The sequence below is a fragment of the Streptomyces sp. 1222.5 genome, assembly GCF_900105245.1.
GTDB classification, from domain to species: Bacteria; Actinomycetota; Actinomycetes; order Streptomycetales; family Streptomycetaceae; genus Streptomyces; species Streptomyces albidocamelliae.
Window position 1 is genome coordinate 1,864,747 of sequence record NZ_FNSZ01000001.1, and the last position, 24,682, is coordinate 1,889,428.

Sequence of the window (24,682 nt, forward strand, 5' to 3'; positions counted from 1 at the left end):
GGCCGAAGAGGCTTCGATGGCGGCCGGCGAGGTCCTGTGCCGCCCCGGCGGCCCTACGGGATTCCGTCCGCCAGCACCCGCGATCCGCCGACCGGGAGGTCCCACAGGTCGCCGGCGTCGAGTCCGGCCTTCTCCCAGGCCGTCCGCACCCGGGTGAGCGGCTCCAGGACCGGCTCGGCGGAGAGGACGAACGTGCCCCAGTGCATGGGGGCCATCCGGCGGGCACCCAGGTCCAGCGTGGCCCGTACCGCCTCCTCCGGATCGCAGTGCACGTCGCTCAGCCACCAGCGGGGGTCGTAGGCGCCGATGGGCATCAGCGCGAGGTCGATGCCCGGGTAGCGGCGGCCGATGCGGGAGAACCAGTGACCGTAGCCGGTGTCGCCGGCGAAGTACAGGCGCTGCCGGCCGGGTGCCGTGAGGATCCAGCCGCCCCAGAGGCTGTGGCAGGTGTCGGTGAGGGTGCGCTTGGACCAGTGGTGGGCGGGCACGAAGTCGAACCGCACACCGGCGAGTTCGGCCCCCTCCCACCAGTCCAGCTCGGTGACCCGGGTGAACCTGCGGCGCTGGAACCAGCGGCCGAGCCCGGCGGGTGCGAACACCGGGGTGTCGCGCGGGAGTCGGCGCAGGGTGGGGGCGTCGAGGTGGTCGTAGTGGTTGTGGCTGATGACGACGGCGTCCACGCGGGGCAGGCTGTCCCAGGGCACGCCGACGGGGGTGATGCGGGCCGGGGTGCCGAGGATGCGGCGGGACCAGACGGGGTCGGTGAGGACCGTGAGGCCGCCGATCCGGACGATCCAACTGGCGTGTCCCGCCCAGGTGACGGCGAGGGCGCGGGTGTCGACGCGGGGCAGCGGCGCGGGCTCGTAGGGCACCCGCGACGCGTCGGCGAGGCCTTCCGGACCGGGGCGTACGGCGCCCTCGCGGGCGAAGCGGGCGAGGGCCTTGAGGCCGGGCAGGGGGGCGGTGAGCCGGTCGTGGAAGGTCCGCGGCCAGACCCGGTGTTCGCCGAGGGGGCGGGGCTCGGCGAGCGGTGGCGAGGCGGACGCGAGCGGGGTCGGGGCGTCGGGCGCGTGGGCCGCCGCGGTCGTCGCGGCGGCGGGGGTCGTGTCGGCGGTGGCGGTCGTGTCGGCGGTGGTCGTGACCGGTCCGGGCTCGTGCGTCTGCTGCGTCATCGAGGAGGCTCCCGTCGCTGAGCGTCGTCGCGGAGATCGTCGAGGACCGACCTCAAGGAGATCAACGCGCGTTCCACGTGTGGCAGTTCCAACGGCTCGGGGGACATGAGGCATTCCGCGCGGTCCTCGTCCGTGCCGCGCAGCAGGGACCCGGTGGCGAGCCGGACGCGCAGGGCACCGAGGTCGTCGCCGAAGCGGTGGCCGCCGGGCGCGGGCATGCCGAGCCGGGCGGTGAGGAGATCCTCCAGTTCCTGGGCGTCACCGACCCCTTGCGCCGTCAGGGGCGCGCGCAGCGGGGCGAGATCGGCGTAGAGGTGGCGGCCGGCCTGCGGCGGCCGGGCGAGCGCGCCCGCGGCGACGACCGCGGCGTGCACGGCCGCGGCCAGCCGTGCGTGCAGCCGTACGGCGGCCTCGCGGCGCTCGGTGACGGGTGCGGGTTCGTCGAGGGCGTAGCCGGCTGCCGCGGCGACGGGTGCGGCGATCCGCGCGTCGAGCGCGGTGAGGATGTCGAGCACGCGCGCGTGGAGGACCCGTCCGTCACTGGTCGCGGGGAAGCGGGCCACGGCGGCGGGCCAGCCGGGGGGCAGCAGGGAGCCCCCGAGGTCGGTGACGACGGTGACCCGGTCGGGCTGCATCTCGGCGGGGCTGAGCAGCACGGTCGCGTGCGGGGCGTGCAGGGTGTCGCGCCAGGTCTCGTCGCTGACCAGATGCAGTCCCTCGGCCGTCGCGGCCTCGACGGTCTCGTGCAGCAGTTCGGGCGGGGCGACGGTGGCGGTGGGGTCGTCGGCGACGGACAGGACCAGCAGCCGGGGGTCGCCGCCCTCGGCGCGGACCCGGCGGACGGTCTCCAGCAGGGCGTACGGGTCGGGGACACCGCCGCTCTCGGCGGGGGTGGGCACGTGGTAGACGGGCCGGCCGAGCAGCCGCGCGTACGGCGCCCACCAGGCGGCGCAGGGCCGGGGCACGAGGACGTCGGCGCCGTCCCCGGCGAGCGCGGCGGTGAGGGCCAGCAGCAGTGCGGGGGCGCCGGGGCCGACGGCCACCTCGTCGGGGACGCAGGCCAGTCCCCGGCGCGTGAAGTAGCCGCAGGCCGCCTCCAGCAGCGCGGGGGCGCCGCCGACGGGCTGGGCCGCGGCGCGGTGTGCCGCGCCGGCGAGGACGGACGACAGCTCGGGCAGCACGGGCAGTCCGTCGGCGGGCAGGGACGGGCCGTACCGGACGGGTCCGTGGTTCTCGGGGTCCGTCCGCCGCATGTCCGCCTCCGCGCAGTCCGTGGTGCCGTGTGCTGTCCCGTCGGGTCGTGCTGTGGCCGGGGATTCGCGGCTGGTGCGTGGGGTGCCCGTTGCCGGTGTGTCCTCGGGAGGTGTGTACCCGCCGGACGGTCCTCCATGGCGGCGTCCCCGAGCCCGCGGGTCACCCGGTCGGCGTCCCGGGCGGCCGGGATCACGGGGCGCGGCCCTCGGCCGCGGGCGGTCACACCGCGGACCGCCCGCGGCCGTACATCCGGTACACGGCTCCCGCGCAGGCGGCGGCGATGAACAGGCCGCCGGCGACGAGGGCGGGGACCGAGTCGCTGAAGGTGCCTCCCGTGCCGGCCTGCACGGGACGCTGCACGGCGGCCGGGTCGCAGTCGCCGGCGTCTCGGGTGTCGCGGCAGCCGTGGTCGCCGGAGCAGTCCGCCCCGTGCGACTCCCCGCACGGGCGGTCCTCGTCGGAGCAGGCGGCGCCGGCGCAGTCCTGACCCCCGCCACCGCCCTGGCACTCCTTGCCCGCCCCGGTGTCCCCGGCACCCGTGCACCGGTCCCCGCCGCCCGCGCACTGCTCCCCCGTCCCGATGCAGGGCGTGTCCTCCCGGCCCGAGGTCCGGGCCGGGCACGGCTCGTCCGCCCGGCAGCCCGTCCCGGTCGGGCAGGACTGCCCCTCCCGGCACCGGCCGCCGCCGTCCCCGCACCGCGCTCCGTCCTCGCAGGGCCGGCTGTCGCCGCCCGGGACCGCGGAGGCCGGGTCCCTGGGGTCGGCCGGTCCGCTCGGGGCCGCCGGGCAGGCGCCGTCGTCGGTCGGGACGGGGCCCGGGACGTCGCCGAGCGACGGGGCGTCACCCGCGGGGTCGCCGGCGGCGCTCCCGAGGGCGTCCCCGGCCGGCGGGCCGGCCCTGCCGGTGACCCGGCCCGGCCGTGCGCTGACCCCCTCGTAGGAGGGCGAGGCGGGGTCGCCGCTCCGCGGTGGCAGCCCGGTGACCGGATCGCAGGCGGCGGACACGGCGAGCGAGCCGGCGTCGGCGGCCGGGTCGGCGGAGGCGGCCGCCGACGCCGGGAGGACGAGTGCGGCACCGGCGGCGAGGGCGACGGACAGGGCGCGGGCGGTGCGGCGCATGCGAAGGGCTCCTCGGCGGATACGGCGGGGTCCGTGGCGCCGGGACGGCGTACCGCCGGGCCGTGCCACGGGTGCGGGCACGGGGCGTGCCCTCGCTGCCATGACAGCCCGCACCCCGGCGCACCGCGCGCGGCCGGACCCCATTCGAGGGGATGCGGACGCCCGGCCGGGTGACAGACCCGCCGGGCAGGCGTAGCCGGCCCGTGGACCGTCGGCCGGCGGCCACCGCGGCCGGGCCGCCCCGGGGCGCCAGGCCGCGGAGGTTTTCCGTGCCCCCCACAGGTGACTCGGCACGTGCTGACCGGATCGTCCAAACGGCATCGCACCGGGAGGTTCCTTCATGAGCACCAAGGTCTCCGACCACATCCTCGAACGCCTGCGCGCCTGGGGCGTGGAACAGGTCTTCGGGTATCCGGGCGACGGCATCAACGGACTGCTCGCCGCCTGGGGCCGCGCCGACGACAAGCCGCGGTTCATCCAGTCCCGTCACGAGGAGATGTCCGCGTTCGAGGCCGTCGGGTACGCCAAGTTCAGCGGTCGACTCGGAGTCTGCGCGGCGACCTCGGGACCGGGCGCGATCCACCTGCTCAACGGCCTGTACGACGCCAAGCTCGACCACGTGCCGCTGCTGGCGATCGTCGGGCAGACCGACCGGACCGCGATGGGCAGCTCCTACCAGCAGGAAGTGGACCTGCACACGCTGTACAAGGACGTCGCCTCCGACTTCGTGGAGACGGTGACCGTGCCCGAGCAACTGCCGAACGTACTCGACCGGGCGATCCGCACCGCCTACTCCCGGCGCAGCCCGACGGCGCTCATCGTCCCCGGCGACGTGCAGGAGCTGGACTACTCGCCGCCGACGCACGAGTTCAAGATGGTGCCCTCCAGTCTGGGCATGAGCGACTACACGGCGACCCCGACGGACGAGGCGCTGCGCCGGGCCGCGGACGTGCTCGACGAGGGCGACAAGGTCGCGATCCTGGTGGGCCAGGGTGCGGCGGGCGCGGTCGTGGAGGTGCAGGAGATCGCCGAGCTGCTCGGCGCGGGCGTCGCGAAGGCGCTGCTCGGCAAGGACGTCCTCAGCGACGAACTGCCGTACGTCACCGGCCCGATCGGCCTGCTGGGCAGCCGGCCGTCGTACGAGATGATGCGGGACTGCGACACGCTGCTGACGATCGGTTCGTCGTTCCCGTACACGCAGTTCATGCCGGACTTCGGCAAGGCGCGCGGGGTGCAGATCGACATCGACCCGCACATGATCGGCATGCGCTACCCGTACGAGGTGAACCTCGTCGGCGACGCCAGGGCGACGCTCCAGCGGCTGATCCCGATGCTGAAGGCCGACCGGGGCGGCCGCGAGTGGTACGACACGGTGTCCGCGAACGTGCGCCGCTGGCACGAGACGATGGAACGACGGGCCGGCCTGTCCGCCGACCCGATCAACCCCGAGTACGTGGCCCGGGCGCTGGATCCGCTGCTGCCGGACGACGTCATCCTGACCTCGGACTCCGGTTCGGTCGCCAACTGGTACGCACGGCACATCACGATGCGGCCGGGCATGCGCGGATCGCTGTCGGGGACGCTGGCGACGATGGGTCCCGGCGTGCCGTACGCCATCGGCGCCAAGTTCGCGCATCCGGACCGGCCGGTGGTCGCGCTGGTCGGGGACGGCGCGATGCAGATGAACGGGCTGGCGGAGATGATCACCGCGGCCAAGTACCGGGACCGCTGGTCGGATCCGCGGATGGTGGTCGCCGTGTGGAACAACCGCGACCTGAACCAGGTCACGTGGGAGATGCGGGCCATGGAGGGCTCCCCGTCCTTCCTGCCGTCGCAGGAGATCCCGGACGTCCAGTACGCCGCGTTCGCCCGCTCCCTCGGTCTGACCGGCATCCGGGTGGAGAAGCCCGAGGACGTCGAGGCGGGCTGGCGCGCGGCCCTCGACGCCGACGGACCCGCCGTCGTCGAGTTCCTCACCGACCCCGCCGTACCGCCGATCCCGCCGCACGCCACGTGGGAGCAGATGGAGGCGACGGCGACGTCGATCCTGAAGGGCGACGCCGCCCGGGGCTCGATGATCAAGCAGGGGCTGAAGGCCAAGGTGCAGGAGTTCCTGCCGGGCCGGGACAAGAAGTAGCGGGACGACCGGATTCGGCCGGTTTCCGGTGGTCGGATCCGGTGTCGGCCCCCGGACCGCCGGGTACGCGGTGCGGACCACCGACCCTCTGGAGGGAGATATGCAGCGAGGCAGTGACCGGCTGAGCGTGCACCGGGACGACGAGATGAAGCACGAACTGAAGGGCCTGCTGAGGTCCGGCCACCCGACACGCGTCGAGGAGTGGCACGACCCGGAGCCGGCCGCGGACGACGACCCCCAGGTCTGGAGCGGCCCGGTGGGCGGCCTGGGATCGCAGGCGTCGCTGGAGCGGTGGCGGCTGGAGCTGGCCCGGCACCTGAACCGGCACACGTTCCCCGCCCGGACGGGCGAGCTGGCGCGGGCCCTGCGCCGGAGCAACGCCCCCGGCGGGCTGGTGGACGCGGTCGCCCGGCTGCCGCACGGGGACCGGTTCGAGAACGTGCAGCAACTGGCGGAGGCGCTGGTGGGCGGCGAATGAGCCGGGGCCGGGCGGCCGAGATCGCGAGGACGGGCACCACCGTCGACGTCCCTGATCCATTCACTGATGACGGCCGAGGTGGGCCTGCCGATCTCGTGTGCCCGCACCCCGACCAGGTGAGGTCGCTGCGGCGGGGCGGGCGGGGGGATCCGGCGGCGAGGGACAGGAAGCGGCGCGTCCGGGCGGCCGAGGCTGCCGTGCGCGCCGGGAGAAGGATGTGAGGATCATGCGTATAGCGTTTCTGGTGGCGCCGGAGGGCGTCGAGCAGGTCGAGCTGACGGAGCCGTGGAAGGCGGCCTCGGACGCCGGGCACGAACCGGTGCTGGTGTCGACCGATTCCGGGAAGATCCAGGCGTTCAACCATCTCGACAAGGCGGACACGTTCCCCGTGGACGAGGTGGTGGGCGAGGCGTCGGCCGGTTCGTTCGGGGGGCTGGTGCTGCCCGGCGGGGTGGCCAACCCGGACTTCCTGCGGATGGACGAGAAGGCCGTGGGGTTCGTGAAGGAGTTCTTCGAGCAGGGCAGGCCGGTGGCGGCGATCTGCCACGCGCCGTGGACGCTGGTGGAGGCGGACGTGGTGCGCGGCCGGGTGCTGACGTCCTGGCCGAGCCTGCGGACGGACATCCGCAACGCCGGCGGCACCTGGGTGGACGAGCAGGTCAAGATCTGCGACCACGGTCCGAACCAGCTGGTGACCAGCCGCAAGCCGGACGATCTGAAGGCGTTCTGCGACGCGTTCCTGCACGTGTTCGCCGGGGAGGCCGGCTGATCGTACGGTCCCGACACGGAAGGGCCGGCCCGTGCGGGCCGGCCCTTTCGTGTGCGGGTTTCGGGGCCGCCGGTCAGGTGGCGGGCGTACCCGGAGTCGCCGCCTCGCCGCAGCCCCGCTCACGGGCGCCCTCGCGGGTGCGGCCCGCACTCACCAGACGGCGCGGGTTGCGGCGCAGGTACTCGCCCTCCAGCTGTGCCATGCGCTCGTTGTGGGCCCGCAGCGCGTCGTTCGAGGCGTACAGGAGGGTGTCGTGGCGCGTGCGGTGGATCGTCTCCAGCTCCTTCATGAGCTGCTGGTCGTCCAGCCTGCTGGGGTCGACTCCGGTCATCGTGGTTCCCCGCTCGTCGTGTTCGTGTCCGCGGTCCGGGTACCCGCCCGGCCTGCACTGCCACCAAGCGGTTTCCGGGAGGAATCCATGGAGCTCGCGTTCCTGAATCCACTGTACGAACATCCGGGGTCCTGGGCCTCCGCATACGTCGACCTCTCCCAGCACGACGAGGACATGGACCACCGGAGGCGCCTCACGGCGGAGGCGGTGTCCCGGGAGCTGCGCGACCAGGGCGCCGACGAGGCCACCTGCCGGGCGGTGCACGACGCCGTCGAAGGGCTGAGCCCGTCGGAGCCCTACGGCAGGGCCGTGTTCGCCCGCAACGGCGAGGTGGCGCTCCTGGTGCCGCTGACGAAGGCGCCGCCGCAGGGCCTGGTGCACTGGGGCACGCTGCCGCACGTGACACCGCTGCTGGACCTGGCCGGTGAGGACCCCGTGTCGCTGGTGGCGTACATCGACCGCACGGGCGCCGACCTCGAACTGCGCAGCGCGCTGCTGCACGAGGAGGCCGGGCAGGTGACGGGCCGGCAGTGGCCGATGCACCGGGCGAAGTCCTCCGACTGGTCCGAGCGCCACTTCCAGCTGAAGGTGGAGAACACCTGGGAGCACAACGCCCGGGAGATCGCCGGCGCGCTCGCCGACTGCCAGGAGGAGACAGGCGCCGACCTGCTGCTGCTGTGCGGGGACGACCGGGAGTGCCGGGCGGTGCACGAGCAGCTGCCCGGACATCTTCGCGACCGGACGGTGGAGACCGAGCACGGCAGGGGCAGCCGGCTGCTGCCCCAGGAGGTCGACGACATCCGCGCCCGGCACGTGCGCGAGCGTGTCCTGGCCGAGGTCGACCAGTACCGGGCGGCACGGGTGCCGGACGAGGAGCGGCGGGCCGCGGCCTGCGAAGGGGTGCCCCAGCTGATCGAGGCGGCGCGTGAGCACCGGCTCGCCGAGCTGCTGATCCGCCCGGACGCCCCGGACACGCACCGCCAGGTGTGGATCTCCGAGGATCCCGACCAGCTGGCGGCCCGCCGTACGGAGCTGAAGGACCTCGGCGAGCGGCAGTCCTGGCCGGCCCGCGCGGACGACGCGCTCGTCCGGGCGGCCGTGGTGACGGACGCGCCGGTGTTCTCGCTGACTCCGGTCCTGGAGGAGACCGGCGACGAGGTCCCGGCCGGCGGTATGGGCGCGCTGCTGCGCTGGAAGTGACCGCCGGACGGTGACGGGCGGGCCCGCTAGCGGGCCCGCTCGACGCGCCGCTCGTCCCAGACCGGCTCCGGGGTCTCACGGACGCGGCCGTCGGAGCCGAAGACCAGGTAGCGGTCGAAGGAACGGGCGAACCAGCGGTCGTGGGTGACCGCGAGCACCGTGCCCTCGTAGGCCTCCAGGCCCTCCTGGAGCGCCTCGGCGGACTCCAGGTCGAGGTTGTCGGTGGGCTCGTCCAGCAGGAGGGCGGTGGCGCCCTCCAGTTCCAGCAGCAGGATCTGGAAACGGGCCTGCTGGCCGCCCGAGAGCCGGTCGAAGGACTGCTCGGCCTGCTGGGTCAGCTCGTAGCGGCGCAGCCGGGACATGGCCGCGCCCCGGTCCTGGGCGTGTTCCTTCCACAGGATGTCCAGCAGGGTGCGGCCCCGCAGCTCCGGATGGGCGTGGGTCTGCGCGAAGTGACCGGGTACGACCCGCGCGCCCAGCTTGAACGCGCCCGTGTGCGCCACGTCCTGCCCGGCCAGCAACCGCAGGAAGTGCGACTTGCCGGAGCCGTTGGAGCCGAGGACGGCGACCCGTTCGCCGTAGAAGACCTCCAGGTCGAAGGACTTCATCAGACCGGTCAGCTCCAGCCCCTCGCAGGTGACGGCCCGCACGCCGGTACGGCCGCCCTTGAGGCGCATGGTGATGTCCTGCTCGCGCGGCGGCTCCGGCGGCGGTCCGGCCTCCTCGAACTTGCGCAGCCTGGTCTGGGCGGCCGCGTACCGGGACGCCATCTCGTGGCTGACGGCGGCGGCCTGGCGGAGGTTGAGGACGAGCTTCTTGAGCTGGGCGTGCTTCTCGTCCCAGCGGCGGCGCAGCTCCTCGAAGCGGGCGAAGCGCTCCCGACGCGCCTCGTGGTAGGTGGCGAAGCCGCCGCCGTGCACCCAGGCGTCCGCGCCGGCCGGCCCGGGCTCCACCGAGACGATCTTCTCCGCCGCGCGGGCGAGGAGCTCCCGGTCGTGGGAGACGAAGAGCACCGTCTTGCGGGTCTCCGCGAGCTGTTCCTCCAGCCAGCGCTTGCCGGGGACGTCGAGGTAGTTGTCCGGCTCGTCCAGCAGCAGGACCTCGTCGGTGCCGCGCAGCAGCGCCTCCAGCACGAGGCGTTTCTGTTCGCCCCCGGACAGGGTGCGCACCTGCCGCCACTGGGCACGCTCGTAGGGCACGCCCAGCGCGGCGGTGGTGCACATGTCCCACAGGGTCTCGGCCTCGTAGCCGCGTACCTCGGCCCAGTCGGCGAGGGCCTGCGCGTACCTCATCTGGGCGGCCTCGTCGTCGACGGTCAGGATGGCGTGCTCGGCCTCGTCCACCGCCCGCGCCGCCTCCCGGATGCGCGGCGGGGCGACGGACACCAGCAGGTCCCGTACGGTCGTCTCGTCGCGTACGGAGCCCACGAACTGGCGCATCACGCCGAGGCCGCCGCCGACCGTGACGGTGCCTCCGTGCGGCTTCAGCTCGCCTGAGATCAGGCGCAGCAGGGTCGTCTTGCCGGCGCCGTTGGGGCCGACCAGGGCGACGACGGCGCCTTCGCCGACCCGGAAGGACACGTCCCCGAGCAGCGTCCTCCCGTCGGGGAGGTGGTACTCGAGGTGCGCGGCTTCCAGATGTCCCATGGTCAGGCATTCTGCGGGGCGGCCGGGACCGGGGGCAAACCCTTATCGGCCGGTACCGCCCGGCTGCTCCGGCGCGGGCCCGCGCCGGCCCGCCGTGTCCGGCGGCCCCGCGAGCGGGTCGAGCGGCTCCCCGGCCGGGCCGCCCTCGCCCGCCGGTTCCACGGTCGCTCCCTCCCACGTCAGGGCGTTCCAGCCGGTGGCGGGCGAGCCCTCCAGGACGACCACGCCGGTGTTCTCCAGGGGGCGGGCCGCCGCGTAGGCCACGTCGACGTTGCCGGCGCGGGCAGCGGTCCACATGCGGATCGCGGCGCCGTGGCTGACCATGGCGACCGTGCGGGCGCCGTCGGCGGCGGCCTCGGCGACCACGGCGTCGTACCGTGCGAGCACCTCCGCGCCGCTCTCCCCGCCGGGGATGCGCAGCGCGGTGTCGCCCGCCGCCCACGCGAAGACCGTGCGCAGGTACCGCTCGCCCTCGGGTGAGCGGCCGGGGCGCATCTCCAGGTCGCCGGCGGCGACCTCGCGGATGCCGTCGCGCACGAGTACGCCGAGACCGCGCGCGACGGCCAGCGGGGCGGCCGTGAGCTGGGTGCGTACCAGGGTGGAGGCGTACAGCGCCTCGATGTCCTCGCCGGCGAGCGCCTCCGGCAGGGCGGCGGCCTGGGCCTCGCCGAGCGCGGTCAGTCCCGGTCCCGGTGCGGCCGTGTCCAGCAGATGGTGCAGATTGGACGGGGTCTGGCCGTGGCGGACGAGCAGCAGGCGCATCCGGGCGATCTCCTTACGCGACACCGGTCGTGCGCGCGGCACGGGCGCACAAGATACGGGCACTTCAGGGTAACCGGAGCCCATGAGCCCAGACCTGGACCTGACCGCCCTCCCGACCGGCCGCAAGGCGCTGCGCACGTTCCTCGACGTCGACGGCCGTCTGTTCGAAGCGGCCGCCTCCTGGCACTGGCCCGGTGCCGAGCGTGTGCTGCCCCGGCTGAGCCGCAGCGCGAACCACGGGGTCCTGTGGTTCGCCACGGCCGCCGCGATGGCCGCGATCCGGACGCCGCGGGCCCGCCGGGCCGCCGTGCGGGGGCTCGCCTCGCTGAGCGTGGCGTCCCTGACGATCAACACCATCGGCAAGCGTTCGGTGCGCCGGGCGCGGCCGGTGCTGGATCCGGTGCCGCTGGTGCGGCAGCTCAAGCGGCAGCCGATCACCACCTCGTTCCCGTCCGGGCACGCGGCGTCGGCGGCGGCGTTCGCGACCGGGGTCGCGCTGGAGTCGCCGGCGTGGGGCGCGGTGGTGGCGCCGGTGGCGTTCTCGGTGGCGGCCTCCCGCGTCTACACCGGGGTGCACTTCCCGAGCGACGTGCTGGCCGGGGCGGCGCTCGGCGCGGGCGCCGCGTTCCTGGTACGGCGCCTGGTGCCGACCCGGGCGCAGATCCGGCGGCCCGCCCGGCCTCGCGCGCAGGCGCCGGCGCTGCCGGAGGGCGAAGGTCTGGTGATGGTCGCCAACCGGGCCTCGGGCACGGCGGACCGGGTGCGCGCCCTGCACGCGGCGCTACCGATGGCGGAGACCGTCGAGTGCGCGCCCGAGGAGGTCCGGGACGAGTTGGAGAAGGCGGCGGCCCGGGCGCGGGTGCTCGGGGTGTGCGGCGGCGACGGCACCGTGAACGCGGCCGCCGAGGTGGCGCTGCGGCACGGCCTGCCGCTCGCGGTGCTGCCCGGCGGCACCCTCAACCACTTCGCGTACGACCTGCACGTGGAGGACGAGCGCGATCTGGCCCGGGCGATCCGGCACGGCGAGGCGGTCCGGGTGGACGCGGGGCGGTTCGTCACGAGCGACGGCGAGGGGCTGTTCCTCAACACGCTGAGTCTCGGGGTGTACCCGGAGCTGGTGCGCGAACGTGAGCGCTGGTCGCACCGGATCGGCGGCTGGCCGGCCGGGCTGCTGGGGACGCTCAAGGTGCTGCGCGCCGACCAGCATCCGCTGGAGGTGGAGCTGGGCGGCGAACGGCGACCGCTGTGGCTGCTGTTCGTCGGCAACGGCGTCTACCACCGGATGGGGCTCGCGCCCGGCCGCCGCACCGACCTGGCGGACGGCCTGCTCGACGTACGGGTGGTGCACGGCAGCCGCCGACCCGCGCTGCGGCTGCTCGCGGCGGCCGTGGCGGGCCCGCTGACCCGCTCCCCGGCCCACGCCGCGGTGCAGGTGAACCGGCTGCGGCTGAAGGGGATCGCGCCCGGCACCCCGCTCGCCTACGACGGTGAGGTCGTGCCGGTCTCGGGCGGCGAGGTCACGCTGGAGAACCTGCCCGAGGCGCTGACCGTGTACCGTCCGCTGGAGCCCACTCTCTGACGCACCGTCAGTCCAGTATGCAAAATGCACATCTCATCATTCGGCATGCGGGCGTACCGTGACGCGTACCGCCGGCCCGGTGCCGCAGGGCACCGGGCCGGTACGACGAGAAGGGGTGCAGCCATGCCGAGAGCGCAGGAGACCGCCGTCTACACACACGGGCACCACGAGTCGGTGCTGCGGTCGCACACCTGGCGTACCGCCGCCAACTCCGCCGCCTACCTGCTCGGCTCGCTGAAGCCGCACATGCGGATCCTGGACATCGGCTGCGGCCCGGGGACCATCACCGCGGACCTGGCGGAACTGGTCCCCGAGGGGCATGTCACCGGCGTGGACCACGCGCCGGGCGTCCTGGAGCAGGCCCGGGCCACCGCCGCCGCCCGCGGACTGGACAACACCGACTTCGCGGTCGCCGACGTGCACGCCCTGGACTTCCCCGACGACACCTTCTGCGTCGTCCACGCCCACCAGGTGCTCCAGCACGTCGGTGACCCGGTGCAGGCACTGCGCGAGATGCGCCGCGTCACCAGGCCGGGCGGCTACATCGCGGTACGCGACGCGGACTACGCGGCGATGACCTGGTACCCGGCGCTGCCCGGCCTGGACGCGTGGCTGGACCTGTACGAGCGGGTGGCGCGGGCCAATGGCGGGGAGCCCGACGCCGGGCGCCGGCTGAAGGCCTGGGCGCTGGCCGCCGGGCTCCGGGACATCACCGCCACCTCCGGCACCTGGACGTTCGCCACGCCCGGGGAGCGGGCGTGGTGGAGCGGGCTGTGGGCGGACCGCACCCTCGCCTCCGCCTACGCCGACCGGGCCACCGAGGGCGGCCACGCGACCGCCGAGGAGTTGCGGGCGGTGTCGGAGGCCTGGCGGGAGTGGGGCGGCCGGGAGGACGGCTGGTTCGCGGTCCTGCACGGGGAGATCCTGTGCCGTAAGGAGGCCTGACCGGGCCGGCCCGAGCGCGGGGAAGGGGAGGACACCCGCGGGGCAGCCGGGGTCACTCGCGGGGAAGCAGCGGGCCGAGCGGTCCGAGGTCCAGATTGAGGTCCTCGGGCCGCAGGCCGTACCGGTCCCGCAGCTCGGCCATCCGGTCCTCCAGCAGCATCAGGGTGAGCCCGATGCGCTCCTCCTGCTCCTCGGTCAGCTCTCCGGTGTCGAAGCGGCGCACCGCCTGCCGTTCCATCAGCTGGCGCAGCAGCTCCACCACCGTGAGGACGAGTTTCACCAGGTCGCGCTCGACCGTGTCGGGTTCGAGGTCGAGCCGGGCCCGGGTCTTGCCGGCGGTCATGCGAGCTCCTCGAAGGGCGAGGGGACCTTCTCGTTCACCGAGCTGATCAGGGCGTTCAGGTCGATGCGCACCAGGTCGACGTCCGCGATGCGCAGGGTGAGGTCGCCGGTGATGACGACCCCGCCGGCCAGCAGCCGGTCGAGGAGGTCCACGAGTGCGATCTCGCGTCGTTCGACGACGGTCACGACGCCTCCCCCGCTGTCTCCCCCGCCGACTCCGCGGCCTTCCCCGCCGTGTCCCGGCCCGCCTCGCCGGCACCCTCCCCGGAGAACGAGTAGGCGGCCCACGGGCCGGTGAGTTCCACCCTGATCCCGGGGGCCTCGTCCTTCGTACGGTCGACCATCTCCACGAATTCCTCGGAATGCGCCCTCGGCACCAGGTAGGCGGCGTTGAGCACGTTCCGCCCGGGTGCCGTGGACAGCGCGGCGTTCTGCGGGGCGTGCAGCCGGAAGTCCTCGGCGTGGGCGCGCAGCCTCTCGTGCAGGGAGTGGGCGAAAGCCTCGGCCCGCTGCCACTTCTCCTCGTGCGCATGGCTGCTCGCGCGGCGCCGGCGCAGATAGTCCCGCCCGCTCGCGGGCTTCTCCGACGCGGCGGGCTCGGGTTCGGCCGGCTCGGGTTCCAGGTACACCTTCACGCCCCACTCGACCCGGCCGGCCAGCCGGTCGAGGATGCGCCGGAAGTCGTCCTCGCGGGCCTCGATCATCGTCCGGAGCCCGCTGTCGTCCCGGAAGACGGTCGCGAGCCGCATCGGCAGCGGCGTGGTGACCGTGGTGAGCGCGTCGATCACCCCCTGATGGGCGCGGGCGGTCGCGGCCAGCCAGTCCAGGTCCTCCAAGTGGGCCTTGAGGGCCTCCTCGGAGAAGTCGGCCTCCGAGACGGTGCTGACGACCGCCACCAGGCCATGGTGGTGCACCACCGCGGGCGGGGCGCCCCCGATGCCGGTGAGCTGGGACTGCAGGGGCAGCTCGAAGGGGCGGCAGACGGCGTACACGTACCGCAGTCCGGTCATGGTGCCTCCCTCTTCCGCGTGCGTCCGGCCTGCTGCGAGGAGGCGGGTTCGAGGCTCAGCTCCTCGAGCCGGGCCAGCCGCTCACGCAGCTCGGCGTTCTCCCGCGCCAGCTCGTCCCGGCGGGCCCGGGAGGAGAGCGCCGGATCGGTCTCCCACCAGTCGATCCCCATCTCCTTGGCCTTGTCGACCGAGGCGACGATGAGCCTCAGTTTGACGGTGAGCAGCTCGATGTCGAGGAGGTTGATCCGGATGTCACCCGCGATGACGACACCCTTGTCGAGCACGCGCTCCAGGATGTCGGCGAGGTTGGCCCCCGAGCCCTGACCACCGTAGGGCTCGGGGAACCGGCTGGCCGTCGTCATCGACGGCTCCCGCGCTCGGCGTACTCGGGTTCCTCGTCCTCGTACTCCTCGTCCTCGGCCTCGTCCGCGTACTCCTCGGGCTCCTCCTCGCCCTCTTCCTCGCCTTCTTCCTCGCCTTCTTCCTCGCGCTCGTCCTCGTAGGGCTCTTCGCCCTCCTCCACCTCGTCCTCGTACTCGTCCGCCTCGTCCTCGTAGGGCTCCTCGCCCTCTTGCTCGGACTCCTCCGGCTCGGCGGACCCGTCGGACTCCTCGGACTCCTCCGGCTCGGCGGACCCTTCGGCCTCCTCGGACTCCTCGTCCGCCTTGCCCTGCTGTTCCTGCTCCTCCTCCTCGGCCACGGCGTCCTCGTGGCTCTTGACGACCTCACCGTCGCGGATCTCGCCGCGCCAGCTGTCCTCCGCCTCGCCCTTGAGGGTGATGAAGCGGGCGAAGTGCTTCAGGTCCAGCCTGGTCCGGCGGCCCTGGGCGCGCCAGATGTTGCCGGTCTTCTCGAAGAGACCGGTCGGGTAGTACTCGATGACCAGCAGTACCCGGGTGAGGTTCTCCTCCAGCTTGTGGAAGGAGACCACGCCCTTGGTGGTGCCCTTGGCGCCCTCCGACGTCCACTGGATGCGGTAGTCGGGTATCTGCTCGGTCGTCTGCGCCTTCCAGCTGCGGCTGGACCAGAAGATCTTCGCCTGCCAGTCGGAGTGGGTGTCGTCGGCGCGGTTCGCGCTCTTGACGCCCTTGGCGAAGCTGCTGAAGCTCTGGTACTGGGTCCACTGGTCGTAGGCGGTGCGCAGCGGAACGCCGACGTCGATGAACTCCATGATGACGGTGGGCTTCTTGCCCGCGCCGCCCTTCTTGCCCTTGCTGCCCCCAAGGCTTCTGACGGCGTTCATGACATTGTCCTTGACTCGGGAGCCGCCCAGCTCCAGCGCGGAACGCAGCGGGCCCTTGCCCTCGGCGATCTTGCGTCCGCCCTCGAGCGCGAGCTTGGCGAAGCCGGGGCTCTTGCCGTCCGCTATGTCGTTGAGCTTGAGGGTGGTCTCGCCGAGCTTGCGGCCGACGCCGACGAGCATCTTCTGGGCCTGCGCCGCCAGGAAGTCCTGGGCCTCCGACTTCAGCCGGTCGGCGGCCTCGCTGTGCGCGAGGTCCGCGAGCGGACTGGCCTTGCCCGCGGCGCCGCCGGCCTTGGAGGCCGCTGATCCGAGGGTGTCGGTCATCGGTCATCGCCGCCCTTCGCCTGCTGGGACGTGGCGCGCCCGGCGGCGCCACCGGCGCCGGCCGTCTTCTTCGCCGCCGTCCTGCGCGCCCCGTCGGCCTTCTTGGCCGCCGCCTTCTTGGCGGGGGCCGCCTTCTTCGCCGGGGCCTTCTTGGCCGCGGCCTTCTTGGCGGGCCGCTTCGCCGCGGGCCGGCCCTCCGACCGCTCGCCGCGTGCCTCGCGCTCTTCGTCGCCGCGCTCTTCGTCGCCGCGCTCTTCGTCGCCGCGCTCTTCGTCGCCGCGCTCTTCGTCCTCGCGCCCGCCGGACTCCTCCGCGGAGTCGTCGTAGGCGTCCTCGTCGTCCTGGTCCTTGTCGGAGCCGGTCGGCGCCACCCCGGAGAGCTGGTCGCGCATCGACGCGGTCCGGCCGTGCAGCCGGTCGGCGAGCGAACCCATCTGCCGCTCGACCATGGCCCCGCCGGCCGCCTTGCCGACGCCTCGCAGGTCCTGGCGGAGCTGGTCGCCTATCTCCTTGAACTGCGGATTGTTCTGCAGCTGTTGGTTCACCAGTTCCGCGATCCCCCGCGGACCGAGGTTCAGCTTCTTCCCGGCCACCAGGGAACCCACCGCGAGCGCCATTTTGAGTTTCTTCGTGCGTCCCAGGAAGTATCCGGCCCCTACGGCGAGGCCCAGTGCCGTTCGATTCATGTCACGTCCCGTTGCCTGTGGTGTTGCCGGAGTGCAGCGCGGTCTCCAGCCGGTCGAGCAGTTCGTCCTCGCGCCGGTCGAACTCCTCCTCGGTGATCTCGCCCGCCTCCAACTGCTCCTCGAGGCGGGCGAGTTCGGCCCGTACGGTGGCGGGGTCGTAGTAGATCCGTTCCGCCTCGCGGAGCACCTGCCTGATGGCCCACGCACTGCCGCGCACGGGCGCGAACGGCAGCAGCAGTACTTCGCCGATCAGTCCCACGGTGTTCTCCTTCCGCTCGGGCCGGTGCGCTACTGCGCGCCGGCGTCCGCGCCGGCCGTGCTGCCCGCGGGCTCGGCGGGGCCGGGCTCGACGAAGCTGTACGGCGGCAGCGGGCCGTTGACCCGCAGGTCCAGGTGGCTGTGGCTGTCGCGGACCTGCTCGACGGCGGCCAGGAAGCGCTCGGCCGTGTCGCGAGCGACCAGGAACGACACGTTGACCAGCCAGCCCGTGGACTCGGGGCCCACGCTGACCGCGGCGGCGGTCGGCGTCAGCGCGCTCTGCACCTCGCTCGCGTCCTGGGCCTCCCGGGCCTTGACGGTGGCCGCGACCATCTCACCCAGACGGATCTTGTCGTCGTAACTGCCGCCGCCGGACTTGCGGTTGGCCTCGGCGAGGGAACGCACCTCGGCGTGCTCGGCCATCACCAGGTGCAGCACGGCCTCTTCGACGTGCGTGGCCTTGACGTTGTACTCGACCTTGCCGTCGAGCTCGCGCAGCCGCTCCTGGTAGTGCTCCGAGCGCTCGGTGAGCACCTGGGTGACGGAGTCGTCGTCGTCGGCGACGCTCCCGAAGCGCATCGGCAGGATGCAGCCGGCCGCGCCGGTCTCGGCGAGCACATTCTGGTGGGCGAGCAGGTCCCTGCGCTTGGGCCGCAGGTCCTCGGGGGCGTCACTGACCACGGCGGCGAGGGGGCCGGCCGAGAGGACCCGCACCGGGCGGGCCGGCTCGCCCACGCCGGTCATGCCCTCGGGCAGTTCCGGGTGCGAGCTCGCGGTGATCCCGTAGACGTACGTGCTCACTCCTGCTCCTCCTTACGGCGCGCCGGAGCCTTGCGGGCGCGCGGCCGGGACTGGGGCTCCGACTCGCCCTCGCGGGCCTGGCTGAAGGCGCTGGATATCGTCTCCGCGGCGCCGGAGAGGGCTCCCTTGGACTTGCCGCGGGCGCCGGACTCGGTGACCTCGCCGACGATCTCGGGCAGGCCGGGGCTCTTGTTGGGCCCGGATTCCAGGTCGAGGCGGTTGCAGGCCTCGGCGAAGCGCAGATAGGTGTCCACGCTGGCCACGACGACCCGGACGTCGATCTTCAGGATCTCGATGCCGACCAGGGAGACACGTACGAACGCATCGATGACGAGCCCCCTGTCCAGGACCAGCTCAAGTACGTCGTAGAGGCCACTGCTGCCGCCTCCGCCTCCGGTCTGCTGTGCCGGAACAACAGTCATGCCGGACATTCCTCCTCGTACGTAGTCGGTTCTTCGCGAGTGGGTTCGTGGGCGGCGGCCTAACGGCCGCGCGCGTCGGCCCTCCCGCGCTCGTAGCGGCGGACGCGCCGGTAGCCGGTCAGCTGGCCCTCCGGGTCGAGTTCGACCTCATAACTCGCCATCAGGCTCATGGTGTCGGGCACCCTCGCCAGTTCGAGGACCTCGACCTCCAGCGACCACCCCTCCTCGGTCTGTTCGAACGAGGACACCGACTCCGGTGCCAGACCGGTGAGTTCGGCGAGCTGGGCGCGCGCCTGGCGCAGCACCTCCATGGGGGTCGGACGGTGGTGGCCGTCCGCCGCGTGCCTGTCCGTACCGCTCTGCGGCTCTTCCGCTTCCGTCTCTTCGGTCTCTTCCGTCTCTTCCGTGTCCTGGGAGTCTTGGGGCTCCCGTGAACCCTGTGATCGGGATGTGTTCTTTGTGTTCGACATGGCCACCTCTCCCTGCGTGTGGCCGCCACATCCATGGCCAAACCTCAAGCGCGGAACGCATACCGCGTGCGGGCCGTCATGCCTGGTCGGAGTGGATGTCTGCGCAGCCACGCAGCGTCGCCAAACGGCTTCGCGCGGTGTTCAGGGACCGCCCGCGGACCGGAAGTGCGGCCCAGGGATCCGTACGCGCCTGGTCCACGGCGTCGGCGATCGTCCAGTGGCGGGCGTCGGTGCCCGGTTCGTCCACCTGTTCCCAGGCTAGGGGCACCGCGGCGGGCGCGCCCGGCAGGGCGCGCACCGTGTAGGGGGCGACGGCCGTCTGCGCGTAGGCGTAGCGCTGCACGTCGAGGTACAGCCGGCCGCCGCGGTCGCTCTTGCGGGCCGCGGTGGTGAGCCGGTCGGGATGCCGGGACTCGGCGACCTGGGCCACCTCGTGGGCGAACCGCCGGACCTCGTCGAAGTCCTGGCGGCCGTCCAGCGGGGTGACGAGATGCAGCCCGCGCGATCCGGTGGTCATCGGCGCGGCGGGCAGCCCCAGCTCGTCCAGCAGCTCGCGCAGCCAGCCGGCGGCCTGCCGTACCGCCGCGAAGTCGTCACCGGGCGGGTCGAGATCGAAGACCAGCCGGTCCGGGTGGTCGAGCCCGCCCGCGCGGTCGGTGCGCGAGAGCCAGCCCGGGCGCGGAAGAGGCAGGGCAGGGCGTAGGCGCCGAGGACGGGCGCGGCGATGATGACGAACGCGGCGACAGGGCCCGTCCAGCAGGAGATGAGCAGCGCGGTGCCGATGAGCAGCAGCAGTCCTACGGTGACGACTAAGGCATGCTCGCCGTCCGCGTCCTGGTCGTGCATCCCGTCCTCAGGGGGGTTGGTGAGCGTAGGGCGCACGGTGGTGTCAGGGGTGCTTGTAACCGGTGGCGAGGTGGTCGCCGGCCACCCACCCGCGGCGCCCGTTGCGGGGCCCGGACTCCACCACGCCGTATGCCCACCAGACGTCCGTGGGTGTGACGCCCCAGCACTCGGCGTAGAAATCGGTGTTCCTCGCCAGCGCGGCCAGGGAACGGTGATCGGTGCCGCGGCCGGCCCGCAGGTGTACGGCGTTGGTGGTGTGCAGCTGCGCCGGCGCGCCGTCGGTGTTGCAGGCCTTCGGCCTGGCCGTGGCTGCTGCGTGCGCCGGCGGAGTCAGGGGGGCTGCCGGAGCGGAGCCACGGGCCACTGCCTTGCTGCGAGCGGGCTCCGGCCCAAAGGATCTATTCGGCCAGCTGCGAGACCGGGCAGGGCGGAGTGCCTCTCCGGTTGCAGTGCCCCTGTTCGGGTTCTTTACTAGTAGGTACAAATCCATCTAAACCATGCGGTCCGTGAGGTGGCGTGGCGGAGTATTCCTTCGTCGGCGAGGGCGTCACACGGTGGGGCGGGCATGGGTTGGCGTGTGTCGGCGTGCTGTGCTCTCTGCAGGTCTCCGGGTGAGCTACATCGAGGAAGAAGTGGACATCCTGGGACAGTTTGATGGCAAGGTCAGTTCGGTGGTGGTGGCTGCCCGACCTGGATCGGTTTGGCTATGGCCCGTCGGTTCGCCGCCGAGGGCTCCACCTGTGCATCTCACGGGCAGGAGCAGAACCGAGCTGGATACAGCCGTGGAATTCCTCGGGGGCGGGGCCGTCGGCATCCGAAGCGATGCCTCAAATTTCGGCGAAGCGAAGCGACGAAGCAAGGAGTCGTGTCCCATGCTCGCCATTCACCTCACGCTCTTCGGGGAGCCGGAGAAGAGCCTGAAGGTGGTGGACGTGCCCGAGCCCCCGGCTCCCACTGCCGGACAGGCGCTGGTCCAGGTCGAGTACGCCCCGCTCGACCACCACGATCTTCTCCTGGCGCAAGGTATCTATCCCGTACGCCCTGAGCTGCCGACAGCCATCGGTAACGAGGGTGTCGGGACGGTCGTGTCCGTAGGGCCCGATGTCATGGAGGTCCGTCCCGGCGAGAGGGTCCTGCTTCCCTTCGGCGTCTTTTCTTGGTCCGAGCGGGTGGTGGCCGAGACAGCAGACCTGACCGTCGTGGACAAGTCCATCAGTCTTGAACAGGCAGCGATGCTCACCATCAATCCCGTCAGCGCGGGGCTCCTGGTCAGCCTGCGTGACCTCCCGGCCGGTTCCTGGGTGGTGCAGAACGCGGCCAACAGCGGGGTGGGCCGGTCTGTCATCGTATTCGCGAAGGAACGAGGGTTGCGCACGATCAACATTGTGCGCCGCGCGGAACTCGTGAGCGAACTCCATGACCTCGGTGCCGACATCGTGGTTGTCGACTCGGCGGACGCCGGCGCGCGCGTGCGGGAAGCCATCGGCTCCGATCCGGTGCTCCTCGGCCTTGACGGTGTCAGCGGTGCGGCGACTGCACTATTGCTGGACGTACTGACCGACGGCTCCCTGCTGGCGATCTACGGGTATCTGAGCAGCCAGCCGTTCACGCCCGATCCTGACGTGTTGAGGACGAAGAACATCACCACGACGGAATTCTGGATGTACCAGGACGAGTTCCTTCCCCGGCTTCCGGCTCTGAACGCGGAGTCCGCACGGCTGGTCTCCGAGGGAAGACTCGTCCTGCCCTCCGCGCCCGTCTACAAGGCGGCGGACTTTCCCGAGGCGCTCGCGTACTTCCGGGAGAACGGCAAGGTCCTCCTGGACTTCAACCCGCATCGCGCGTAGGCGCCGCCGCACCTGCCGCCGAGGCCGGGGCCACCCCGACAGGAAGCGGCCGGAGCCGATCACACAACCGCTGCCGGGGCGCCGGACACGACCCCCGACACACGATCAAGGATGGGCAGCATGGCCGCACAGAGCGCCATCGGCATTCTCGGCGCGGGAGAGATCGGCCGGGCCGTCGCCGACAAGGCCGTCCGCCACGGACACGAGGTACTCATCGGCAACAGCCGGGGCCCGGAGACACTCAAGACAGTCGTAGAGCAGTTGGGGTCGAAGGCCCACGCCGTGACAGCCGAGGAGGCGGCGCAGCCGGACCTCGTCTTCCTCGCGGTCCCGTTCTCCGCTGTACCGGACCTGACCAGCCTTACCGACTGGGCCGGGAAGATCGTCGTCGACACAACGAATCAGTTCGCCGCGGCCAACCCCTGGCGGGGCCGCTACGACGTCGGCGACCTCACGGGCAGCGAGTGGGTCGCCCAGCGCCTTCCCGGAGCGCGGATCGTGAAGGCGTTCAACAGCCTGTTCGCCGCGTTCATCGCCGCGGACCCCCAGCACGAGGAAGGCCACGGGGAACTCGCCGACGAGCCAATCTCGGTGCATGCGTCGACGCTGCTGCACCAAGCGCTGACAGTGCGGGGCGCGACCCTCGGCCGGTGGCTGTTGGAGGCATCCGCCGAGAGGCGGGCATCGGACTCGGTCGCCGCGACGCTGATCGCGCTTGCGTTCAAGGACCAGTTCGACGTGGCCGCTACATACGACCTCGGCGAGCTGGCCACCGCCGTGAAGCACGCGGTGCAGCCCGGCAAGGTCGGCACCGTCCTCATCCGCCCCTAGTAGCCGCTGCTATCAAGGGCGGAGTCCTGCGTCCGGGAGCTGGCGCTCTCTTTCGCCGGAGTCAGCGAGTCGCGTCCGTTCGCCCCGGACCGCGTGGTGTTCAAGACAGAGGCGAACAACAAGGTGTTTGCCATCCTCAGTGGCCATGAGTTCCCGGACGACCAGGTGACAGTCAAGGCCGATCCGGAGCGGTCACCGAGTTGCAGCACCGCTTCGAGGCAGTGCACCCGGCGTACAAGCTGAACAAGCTGAACAAGCGATACTGGGTCAACATTTCGTTGACTGGTGATCTCCCGGACGAACTGATTCGGGAGCTGATAGAGGACAGCCACGACCTGGTCGCACCATGAGCCCCCGGGCGTCCAGGTGCATAAATCGCCGACGCTGCGCGGCAGGAGCGTCGACCGCTGGATGTCACACACCTCCCTCGGCAGGCAGACATCCGACGTCGCCGCCGCGAAGATGCGCGATGGCGGCCAAGGACCAGGGCTCGGCGACCTGGCAGAGGCCGTGCAACACACGCAACGGCCCGGCAAGGTCGGCACCGTCCTCATCCGCCCCTGGGTAGGCGCCCCTGCGCTGCTGCTGATCGTCCTGTTCGTAGAGGGCTTGGGCGCAATGGCCAGGCGACGCCCGTGAAAACCCAAGGGCCGTCCAGAATAGGATCGGGTCACGGCGCTGAACGGTCCTCCAGCCGATCCGGCGCCGGCTCGTTCGTGGACACGCGGGGAAGAAGGGCCAAGGCCTGCTCGGCAGCCCCGATGACAACCTCCGCCGCGGCTCCCGCCCTGCCCAGGGCCTCCAGTCCCCTCAGCACGGCAAGGAGAAGGCTTGCGAGCCCGTCCGTGTCCGCTTCGGCATCCAGCGAGCCCTCCTCCTGGGCCCGGGCGAGGCAGTCCGACAGCTCGCTGTGCATTCCGCGGACAGTGGCAGCAATCCGCTCGGCGACGGTCTGGTCGACTGCGGCGAGTTCCGTGGCGCTCCTGGCCATCATGCAGCCGCGCCGCTCCACGTCCCTGCTGATCGCTTCGGAGATGTCGCATACAAGGCTCTCCAGCTGCGGGAGGGCCGGTCCCGGGCCGCGCAGAGCCGAACGCCAGGCTTCGATCGCTTCACTGTTGTAGCTGTCCAGAGCCTGCAGGAACAGGGCGTGTTTGTCTCCGAAGGCCCCGTACAAGCTTCCGCGTCCCAAGCCTGTTACGGCGCTCAGATCGTCGATGGAGGTTCGGTCGTAACCGTGGGACCAGAACTGGTCGCGAGCAGCCCGCACAACCTCCTCGTCGTCAAACTGCCGAGGCCGGGCCATGAGAAAACTGTACGCCGTGTGCGAGGCATTACGGGGAGAAGGCAGGGCAGTACGAGCCTGTTTCGAGGCTTGTGAAACCGGCTCGCCCGGCCAAGCCTGTTGCTGCCCGCCCGCTCGCCCTCAGAAGGGGACCCCAGGCAGCCAGAGCGTCACCACCCCCGCCGGAATGCGGACCCGGCCATCTGCCAGGCCCTGCCCGCCTACCTCCGCGACACCCTCACCTGACCCCGGCGACACCTATGTCAGAGACCCTGTCATTGCCGTCTCCCCCGCCCGGGGCCGGATGGTCTCGCGTGCGCTTCTCGTACGGAACGCGTCGGTAGTGGAGGGGCACAGCACCCACAGAGCGCCAGCTAGAGGAGTCCGTGCCCGAGGGCAGGGCCCCGGTGGGTGTCGGGCCTGCGCCGGGGGGGAAGGGGCGGCACCTACCGCCGTCAGGATTCGGCGGCGGACACGTGACAAGCCAACTCGATGGCCAGGCGGCGCATGACCGTGCGGTTGGCGTGCCGCATCGTGGCCCGTACCAGGGGGGCCAGCAGCCGGTCGGCGAGCGGGGCGCGTACCCACGTGTACGTGAACGATACGCGGGCCCCGTCGGCGGGCAGCGGTTCGATGGTGTAGGTGCCGCGGCCCTGCCGTCGGCCGGCCGCGCTGACGTTGCGTTCGACGATCCGCCGAGGGGCCTCGGCCTCGACGACATCGATGGTGACGTCGGTCTTCGTGCCGCCCAGCGCAGCGGTGACCGTGGCGCACGATCCGATGCCCCTGGCGGGGCCGGTGTAGCGCCAGTTGGTCAGGTAATGGTCGGTGAACCGCTCGTGGTTCGCCATGACGTCGAGGAAGCCGTAGACCTGCTCGGGAGTCTGAGGTACGTCGATCGACACGATGACAGACTTCATGTACC

Annotated in this window: 28 protein-coding genes and 1 pseudogene; 9 read left to right on the plus strand and 20 right to left on the minus strand. The window is 72.3% G+C overall.

What is annotated here, in order from left to right; all coding sequences use genetic code 11:
* Positions 1 to 53: 53 nt before the first annotated feature.
* From BLW57_RS08375 to BLW57_RS08385, 3 genes are all read right to left on the minus strand, one after another.
* Positions 54 to 1,172: an MBL fold metallo-hydrolase gene (locus tag BLW57_RS08375; RefSeq protein ID WP_093473328.1), complete on the minus strand. Its 1,119-nt coding sequence runs from the start codon at positions 1,170 to 1,172 to the stop codon at positions 54 to 56.
* Positions 1,169 to 2,425: an aminotransferase class I/II-fold pyridoxal phosphate-dependent enzyme gene (locus BLW57_RS08380; RefSeq protein ID WP_093473330.1), complete on the minus strand. Its 1,257-nt coding sequence runs from the start codon at positions 2,423 to 2,425 to the stop codon at positions 1,169 to 1,171. Before BLW57_RS08380 ends, BLW57_RS08375 begins: the two co-directional genes overlap by 4 nt.
* Before the next feature lie 220 nt (positions 2,426 to 2,645).
* Complete coding sequence (locus BLW57_RS08385; RefSeq protein WP_093473331.1) at positions 2,646 to 3,545, minus strand: hypothetical protein; 900 nt, start codon at positions 3,543 to 3,545, stop codon at positions 2,646 to 2,648.
* A gap of 340 nt (positions 3,546 to 3,885) precedes the next feature.
* Between BLW57_RS08385 and BLW57_RS08390 the strand changes: the two genes are divergently transcribed.
* The 3 genes from BLW57_RS08390 (at position 3,886) to BLW57_RS08405 (ending at position 6,929) form a co-directional block, all read left to right on the plus strand.
* Positions 3,886 to 5,682, plus strand: coding sequence for a thiamine pyrophosphate-requiring protein (locus tag BLW57_RS08390; RefSeq protein WP_093473333.1), 1,797 nt, complete (start codon positions 3,886 to 3,888; stop codon positions 5,680 to 5,682).
* A 100-nt stretch (positions 5,683 to 5,782) separates the two neighbouring features.
* Complete coding sequence (locus BLW57_RS08395) at positions 5,783 to 6,160, plus strand: DUF2795 domain-containing protein (RefSeq protein ID WP_093473334.1); 378 nt, start codon at positions 5,783 to 5,785, stop codon at positions 6,158 to 6,160.
* A 226-nt stretch (positions 6,161 to 6,386) separates the two neighbouring features.
* Entirely contained in the window at positions 6,387 to 6,929 is a 543-nt protein-coding gene (locus BLW57_RS08405; RefSeq protein WP_093473337.1) for a type 1 glutamine amidotransferase domain-containing protein, read from the plus strand.
* Between the two features lie 73 nt (positions 6,930 to 7,002).
* On the opposite strand, the gene BLW57_RS08410 is transcribed toward BLW57_RS08405, so the two are convergent.
* Entirely contained in the window at positions 7,003 to 7,260 is a 258-nt protein-coding gene (locus BLW57_RS08410; RefSeq protein WP_093473339.1) for a DUF6158 family protein, read from the minus strand.
* An 87-nt stretch (positions 7,261 to 7,347) separates the two neighbouring features.
* On the opposite strand from BLW57_RS08410, the gene BLW57_RS08415 reads away from it, so the two are divergent.
* Positions 7,348 to 8,460 carry a baeRF2 domain-containing protein gene (locus tag BLW57_RS08415; protein WP_093473340.1) on the plus strand — a complete coding sequence of 371 codons (1,113 nt, stop codon included), beginning with the start codon at positions 7,348 to 7,350 and terminating at the stop codon, positions 8,458 to 8,460.
* 26 nt (positions 8,461 to 8,486) lie between these two features.
* Here the strand turns inward: BLW57_RS08415 and BLW57_RS08420 are convergent, their stop codons facing one another.
* Positions 8,487 to 10,106: an ABC-F family ATP-binding cassette domain-containing protein gene (locus tag BLW57_RS08420; RefSeq protein ID WP_093473342.1), complete on the minus strand. Its 1,620-nt coding sequence runs from the start codon at positions 10,104 to 10,106 to the stop codon at positions 8,487 to 8,489.
* A 42-nt stretch (positions 10,107 to 10,148) separates the two neighbouring features.
* On the minus strand, positions 10,149 to 10,868 hold the full coding sequence (locus tag BLW57_RS08425; protein WP_093473343.1) for a histidine phosphatase family protein: 720 nt from the start codon (positions 10,866 to 10,868) through the stop codon (positions 10,149 to 10,151).
* Positions 10,869 to 10,950: 82 nt separating this feature from the next.
* Here BLW57_RS08425 and BLW57_RS08430 point away from each other — a divergent pair, with 82 nt between their 5' ends.
* Positions 10,951 to 12,447 (plus strand): bifunctional phosphatase PAP2/diacylglycerol kinase family protein, encoded by a 1,497-nt coding sequence (locus BLW57_RS08430; protein WP_093473345.1) that lies wholly within the window; start codon positions 10,951 to 10,953, stop codon positions 12,445 to 12,447.
* Positions 12,448 to 12,570: 123 nt separating this feature from the next.
* A complete protein-coding gene (locus tag BLW57_RS08435) occupies positions 12,571 to 13,392 on the plus strand; it encodes a class I SAM-dependent methyltransferase (RefSeq protein WP_093473346.1) in 822 nt (273 codons plus the stop codon).
* Between the two features lie 52 nt (positions 13,393 to 13,444).
* On the opposite strand, the gene BLW57_RS08440 is transcribed toward BLW57_RS08435, so the two are convergent.
* The 12 genes and pseudogenes from BLW57_RS08440 to BLW57_RS08495 all read right to left on the minus strand — a co-directional run bounded on the left by BLW57_RS08440 (position 13,445) and on the right by BLW57_RS08495 (position 20,158).
* Entirely contained in the window at positions 13,445 to 13,735 is a 291-nt protein-coding gene (locus BLW57_RS08440) for a gas vesicle protein K (RefSeq protein ID WP_093473348.1), read from the minus strand.
* Positions 13,732 to 13,920 carry a gas vesicle protein gene (locus BLW57_RS08445; protein ID WP_093473349.1) on the minus strand — a complete coding sequence of 63 codons (189 nt, stop codon included), beginning with the start codon at positions 13,918 to 13,920 and terminating at the stop codon, positions 13,732 to 13,734. The genes BLW57_RS08440 and BLW57_RS08445 overlap by 4 nt, the downstream gene beginning before the upstream one ends.
* On the minus strand, positions 13,917 to 14,744 hold the full coding sequence (locus BLW57_RS08450; protein ID WP_093473351.1) for a GvpL/GvpF family gas vesicle protein: 828 nt from the start codon (positions 14,742 to 14,744) through the stop codon (positions 13,917 to 13,919). Before BLW57_RS08450 ends, BLW57_RS08445 begins: the two co-directional genes overlap by 4 nt.
* A complete protein-coding gene (locus tag BLW57_RS08455) occupies positions 14,741 to 15,106 on the minus strand; it encodes a gas vesicle protein (RefSeq protein WP_093473352.1) in 366 nt (121 codons plus the stop codon). Before BLW57_RS08455 ends, BLW57_RS08450 begins: the two co-directional genes overlap by 4 nt.
* Positions 15,103 to 16,311 carry an SRPBCC family protein gene (locus BLW57_RS08460; RefSeq protein ID WP_093473353.1) on the minus strand — a complete coding sequence of 403 codons (1,209 nt, stop codon included), beginning with the start codon at positions 16,309 to 16,311 and terminating at the stop codon, positions 15,103 to 15,105. The genes BLW57_RS08455 and BLW57_RS08460 overlap by 4 nt, the downstream gene beginning before the upstream one ends.
* Positions 16,308 to 16,997: a DNA primase gene (locus BLW57_RS40855; protein ID WP_093473355.1), complete on the minus strand. Its 690-nt coding sequence runs from the start codon at positions 16,995 to 16,997 to the stop codon at positions 16,308 to 16,310. The genes BLW57_RS08460 and BLW57_RS40855 overlap by 4 nt, the downstream gene beginning before the upstream one ends.
* 1 nt (position 16,998) lies before the next feature.
* Positions 16,999 to 17,256, minus strand: a complete 258-nt coding sequence (locus BLW57_RS08470; protein WP_093473356.1) for a gas vesicle protein GvpG — start codon at positions 17,254 to 17,256, stop codon at positions 16,999 to 17,001.
* Positions 17,257 to 17,285: 29 nt separating this feature from the next.
* Entirely contained in the window at positions 17,286 to 18,056 is a 771-nt protein-coding gene (locus BLW57_RS08475) for a GvpL/GvpF family gas vesicle protein (protein ID WP_093473358.1), read from the minus strand.
* On the minus strand, positions 18,053 to 18,478 hold the full coding sequence (locus BLW57_RS08480) for a gas vesicle structural protein GvpA (protein WP_093480597.1): 426 nt from the start codon (positions 18,476 to 18,478) through the stop codon (positions 18,053 to 18,055). The genes BLW57_RS08475 and BLW57_RS08480 overlap by 4 nt, the downstream gene beginning before the upstream one ends.
* A 59-nt stretch (positions 18,479 to 18,537) precedes the next feature.
* The gene (locus BLW57_RS08485) at positions 18,538 to 18,948 is read right to left on the minus strand and encodes a gas vesicle protein GvpO (RefSeq protein WP_093473359.1); all 411 of its coding nucleotides are present in this window, start codon (positions 18,946 to 18,948) and stop codon (positions 18,538 to 18,540) included.
* A 76-nt stretch (positions 18,949 to 19,024) separates the two neighbouring features.
* Positions 19,025 to 19,618, minus strand: a pseudogene (locus BLW57_RS08490) (DNA primase small subunit domain-containing protein); the annotation flags it as partial.
* 219 nt (positions 19,619 to 19,837) lie between these two features.
* Positions 19,838 to 20,158: an SH3 domain-containing protein gene (locus tag BLW57_RS08495; protein ID WP_093473361.1), complete on the minus strand. Its 321-nt coding sequence runs from the start codon at positions 20,156 to 20,158 to the stop codon at positions 19,838 to 19,840.
* Between the two features lie 247 nt (positions 20,159 to 20,405).
* Here BLW57_RS08495 and BLW57_RS08500 point away from each other — a divergent pair, with 247 nt between their 5' ends.
* The 3 genes from BLW57_RS08500 to BLW57_RS40490 all read left to right on the plus strand — a co-directional run bounded on the left by BLW57_RS08500 (position 20,406) and on the right by BLW57_RS40490 (position 22,822).
* A complete protein-coding gene (locus tag BLW57_RS08500; protein ID WP_176985512.1) occupies positions 20,406 to 21,641 on the plus strand; it encodes a zinc-dependent alcohol dehydrogenase family protein in 1,236 nt (411 codons plus the stop codon).
* Positions 21,642 to 21,653: 12 nt separating this feature from the next.
* On the plus strand, positions 21,654 to 22,472 hold the full coding sequence (locus BLW57_RS42205) for an NAD(P)-binding domain-containing protein (RefSeq protein WP_371127849.1): 819 nt from the start codon (positions 21,654 to 21,656) through the stop codon (positions 22,470 to 22,472).
* 200 nt (positions 22,473 to 22,672) lie between these two features.
* Complete coding sequence (locus BLW57_RS40490; protein WP_107450014.1) at positions 22,673 to 22,822, plus strand: MmcQ/YjbR family DNA-binding protein; 150 nt, start codon at positions 22,673 to 22,675, stop codon at positions 22,820 to 22,822.
* 320 nt (positions 22,823 to 23,142) lie between these two features.
* Here the strand turns inward: BLW57_RS40490 and BLW57_RS08515 are convergent, their stop codons facing one another.
* Complete coding sequence (locus tag BLW57_RS08515; protein ID WP_093473365.1) at positions 23,143 to 23,778, minus strand: TetR/AcrR family transcriptional regulator; 636 nt, start codon at positions 23,776 to 23,778, stop codon at positions 23,143 to 23,145.
* A 434-nt stretch (positions 23,779 to 24,212) separates the two neighbouring features.
* Positions 24,213 to 24,677 (minus strand): SRPBCC family protein, encoded by a 465-nt coding sequence (locus BLW57_RS08520; RefSeq protein ID WP_093473367.1) that lies wholly within the window; start codon positions 24,675 to 24,677, stop codon positions 24,213 to 24,215.
* Positions 24,678 to 24,682 lie beyond the last annotated feature (5 nt).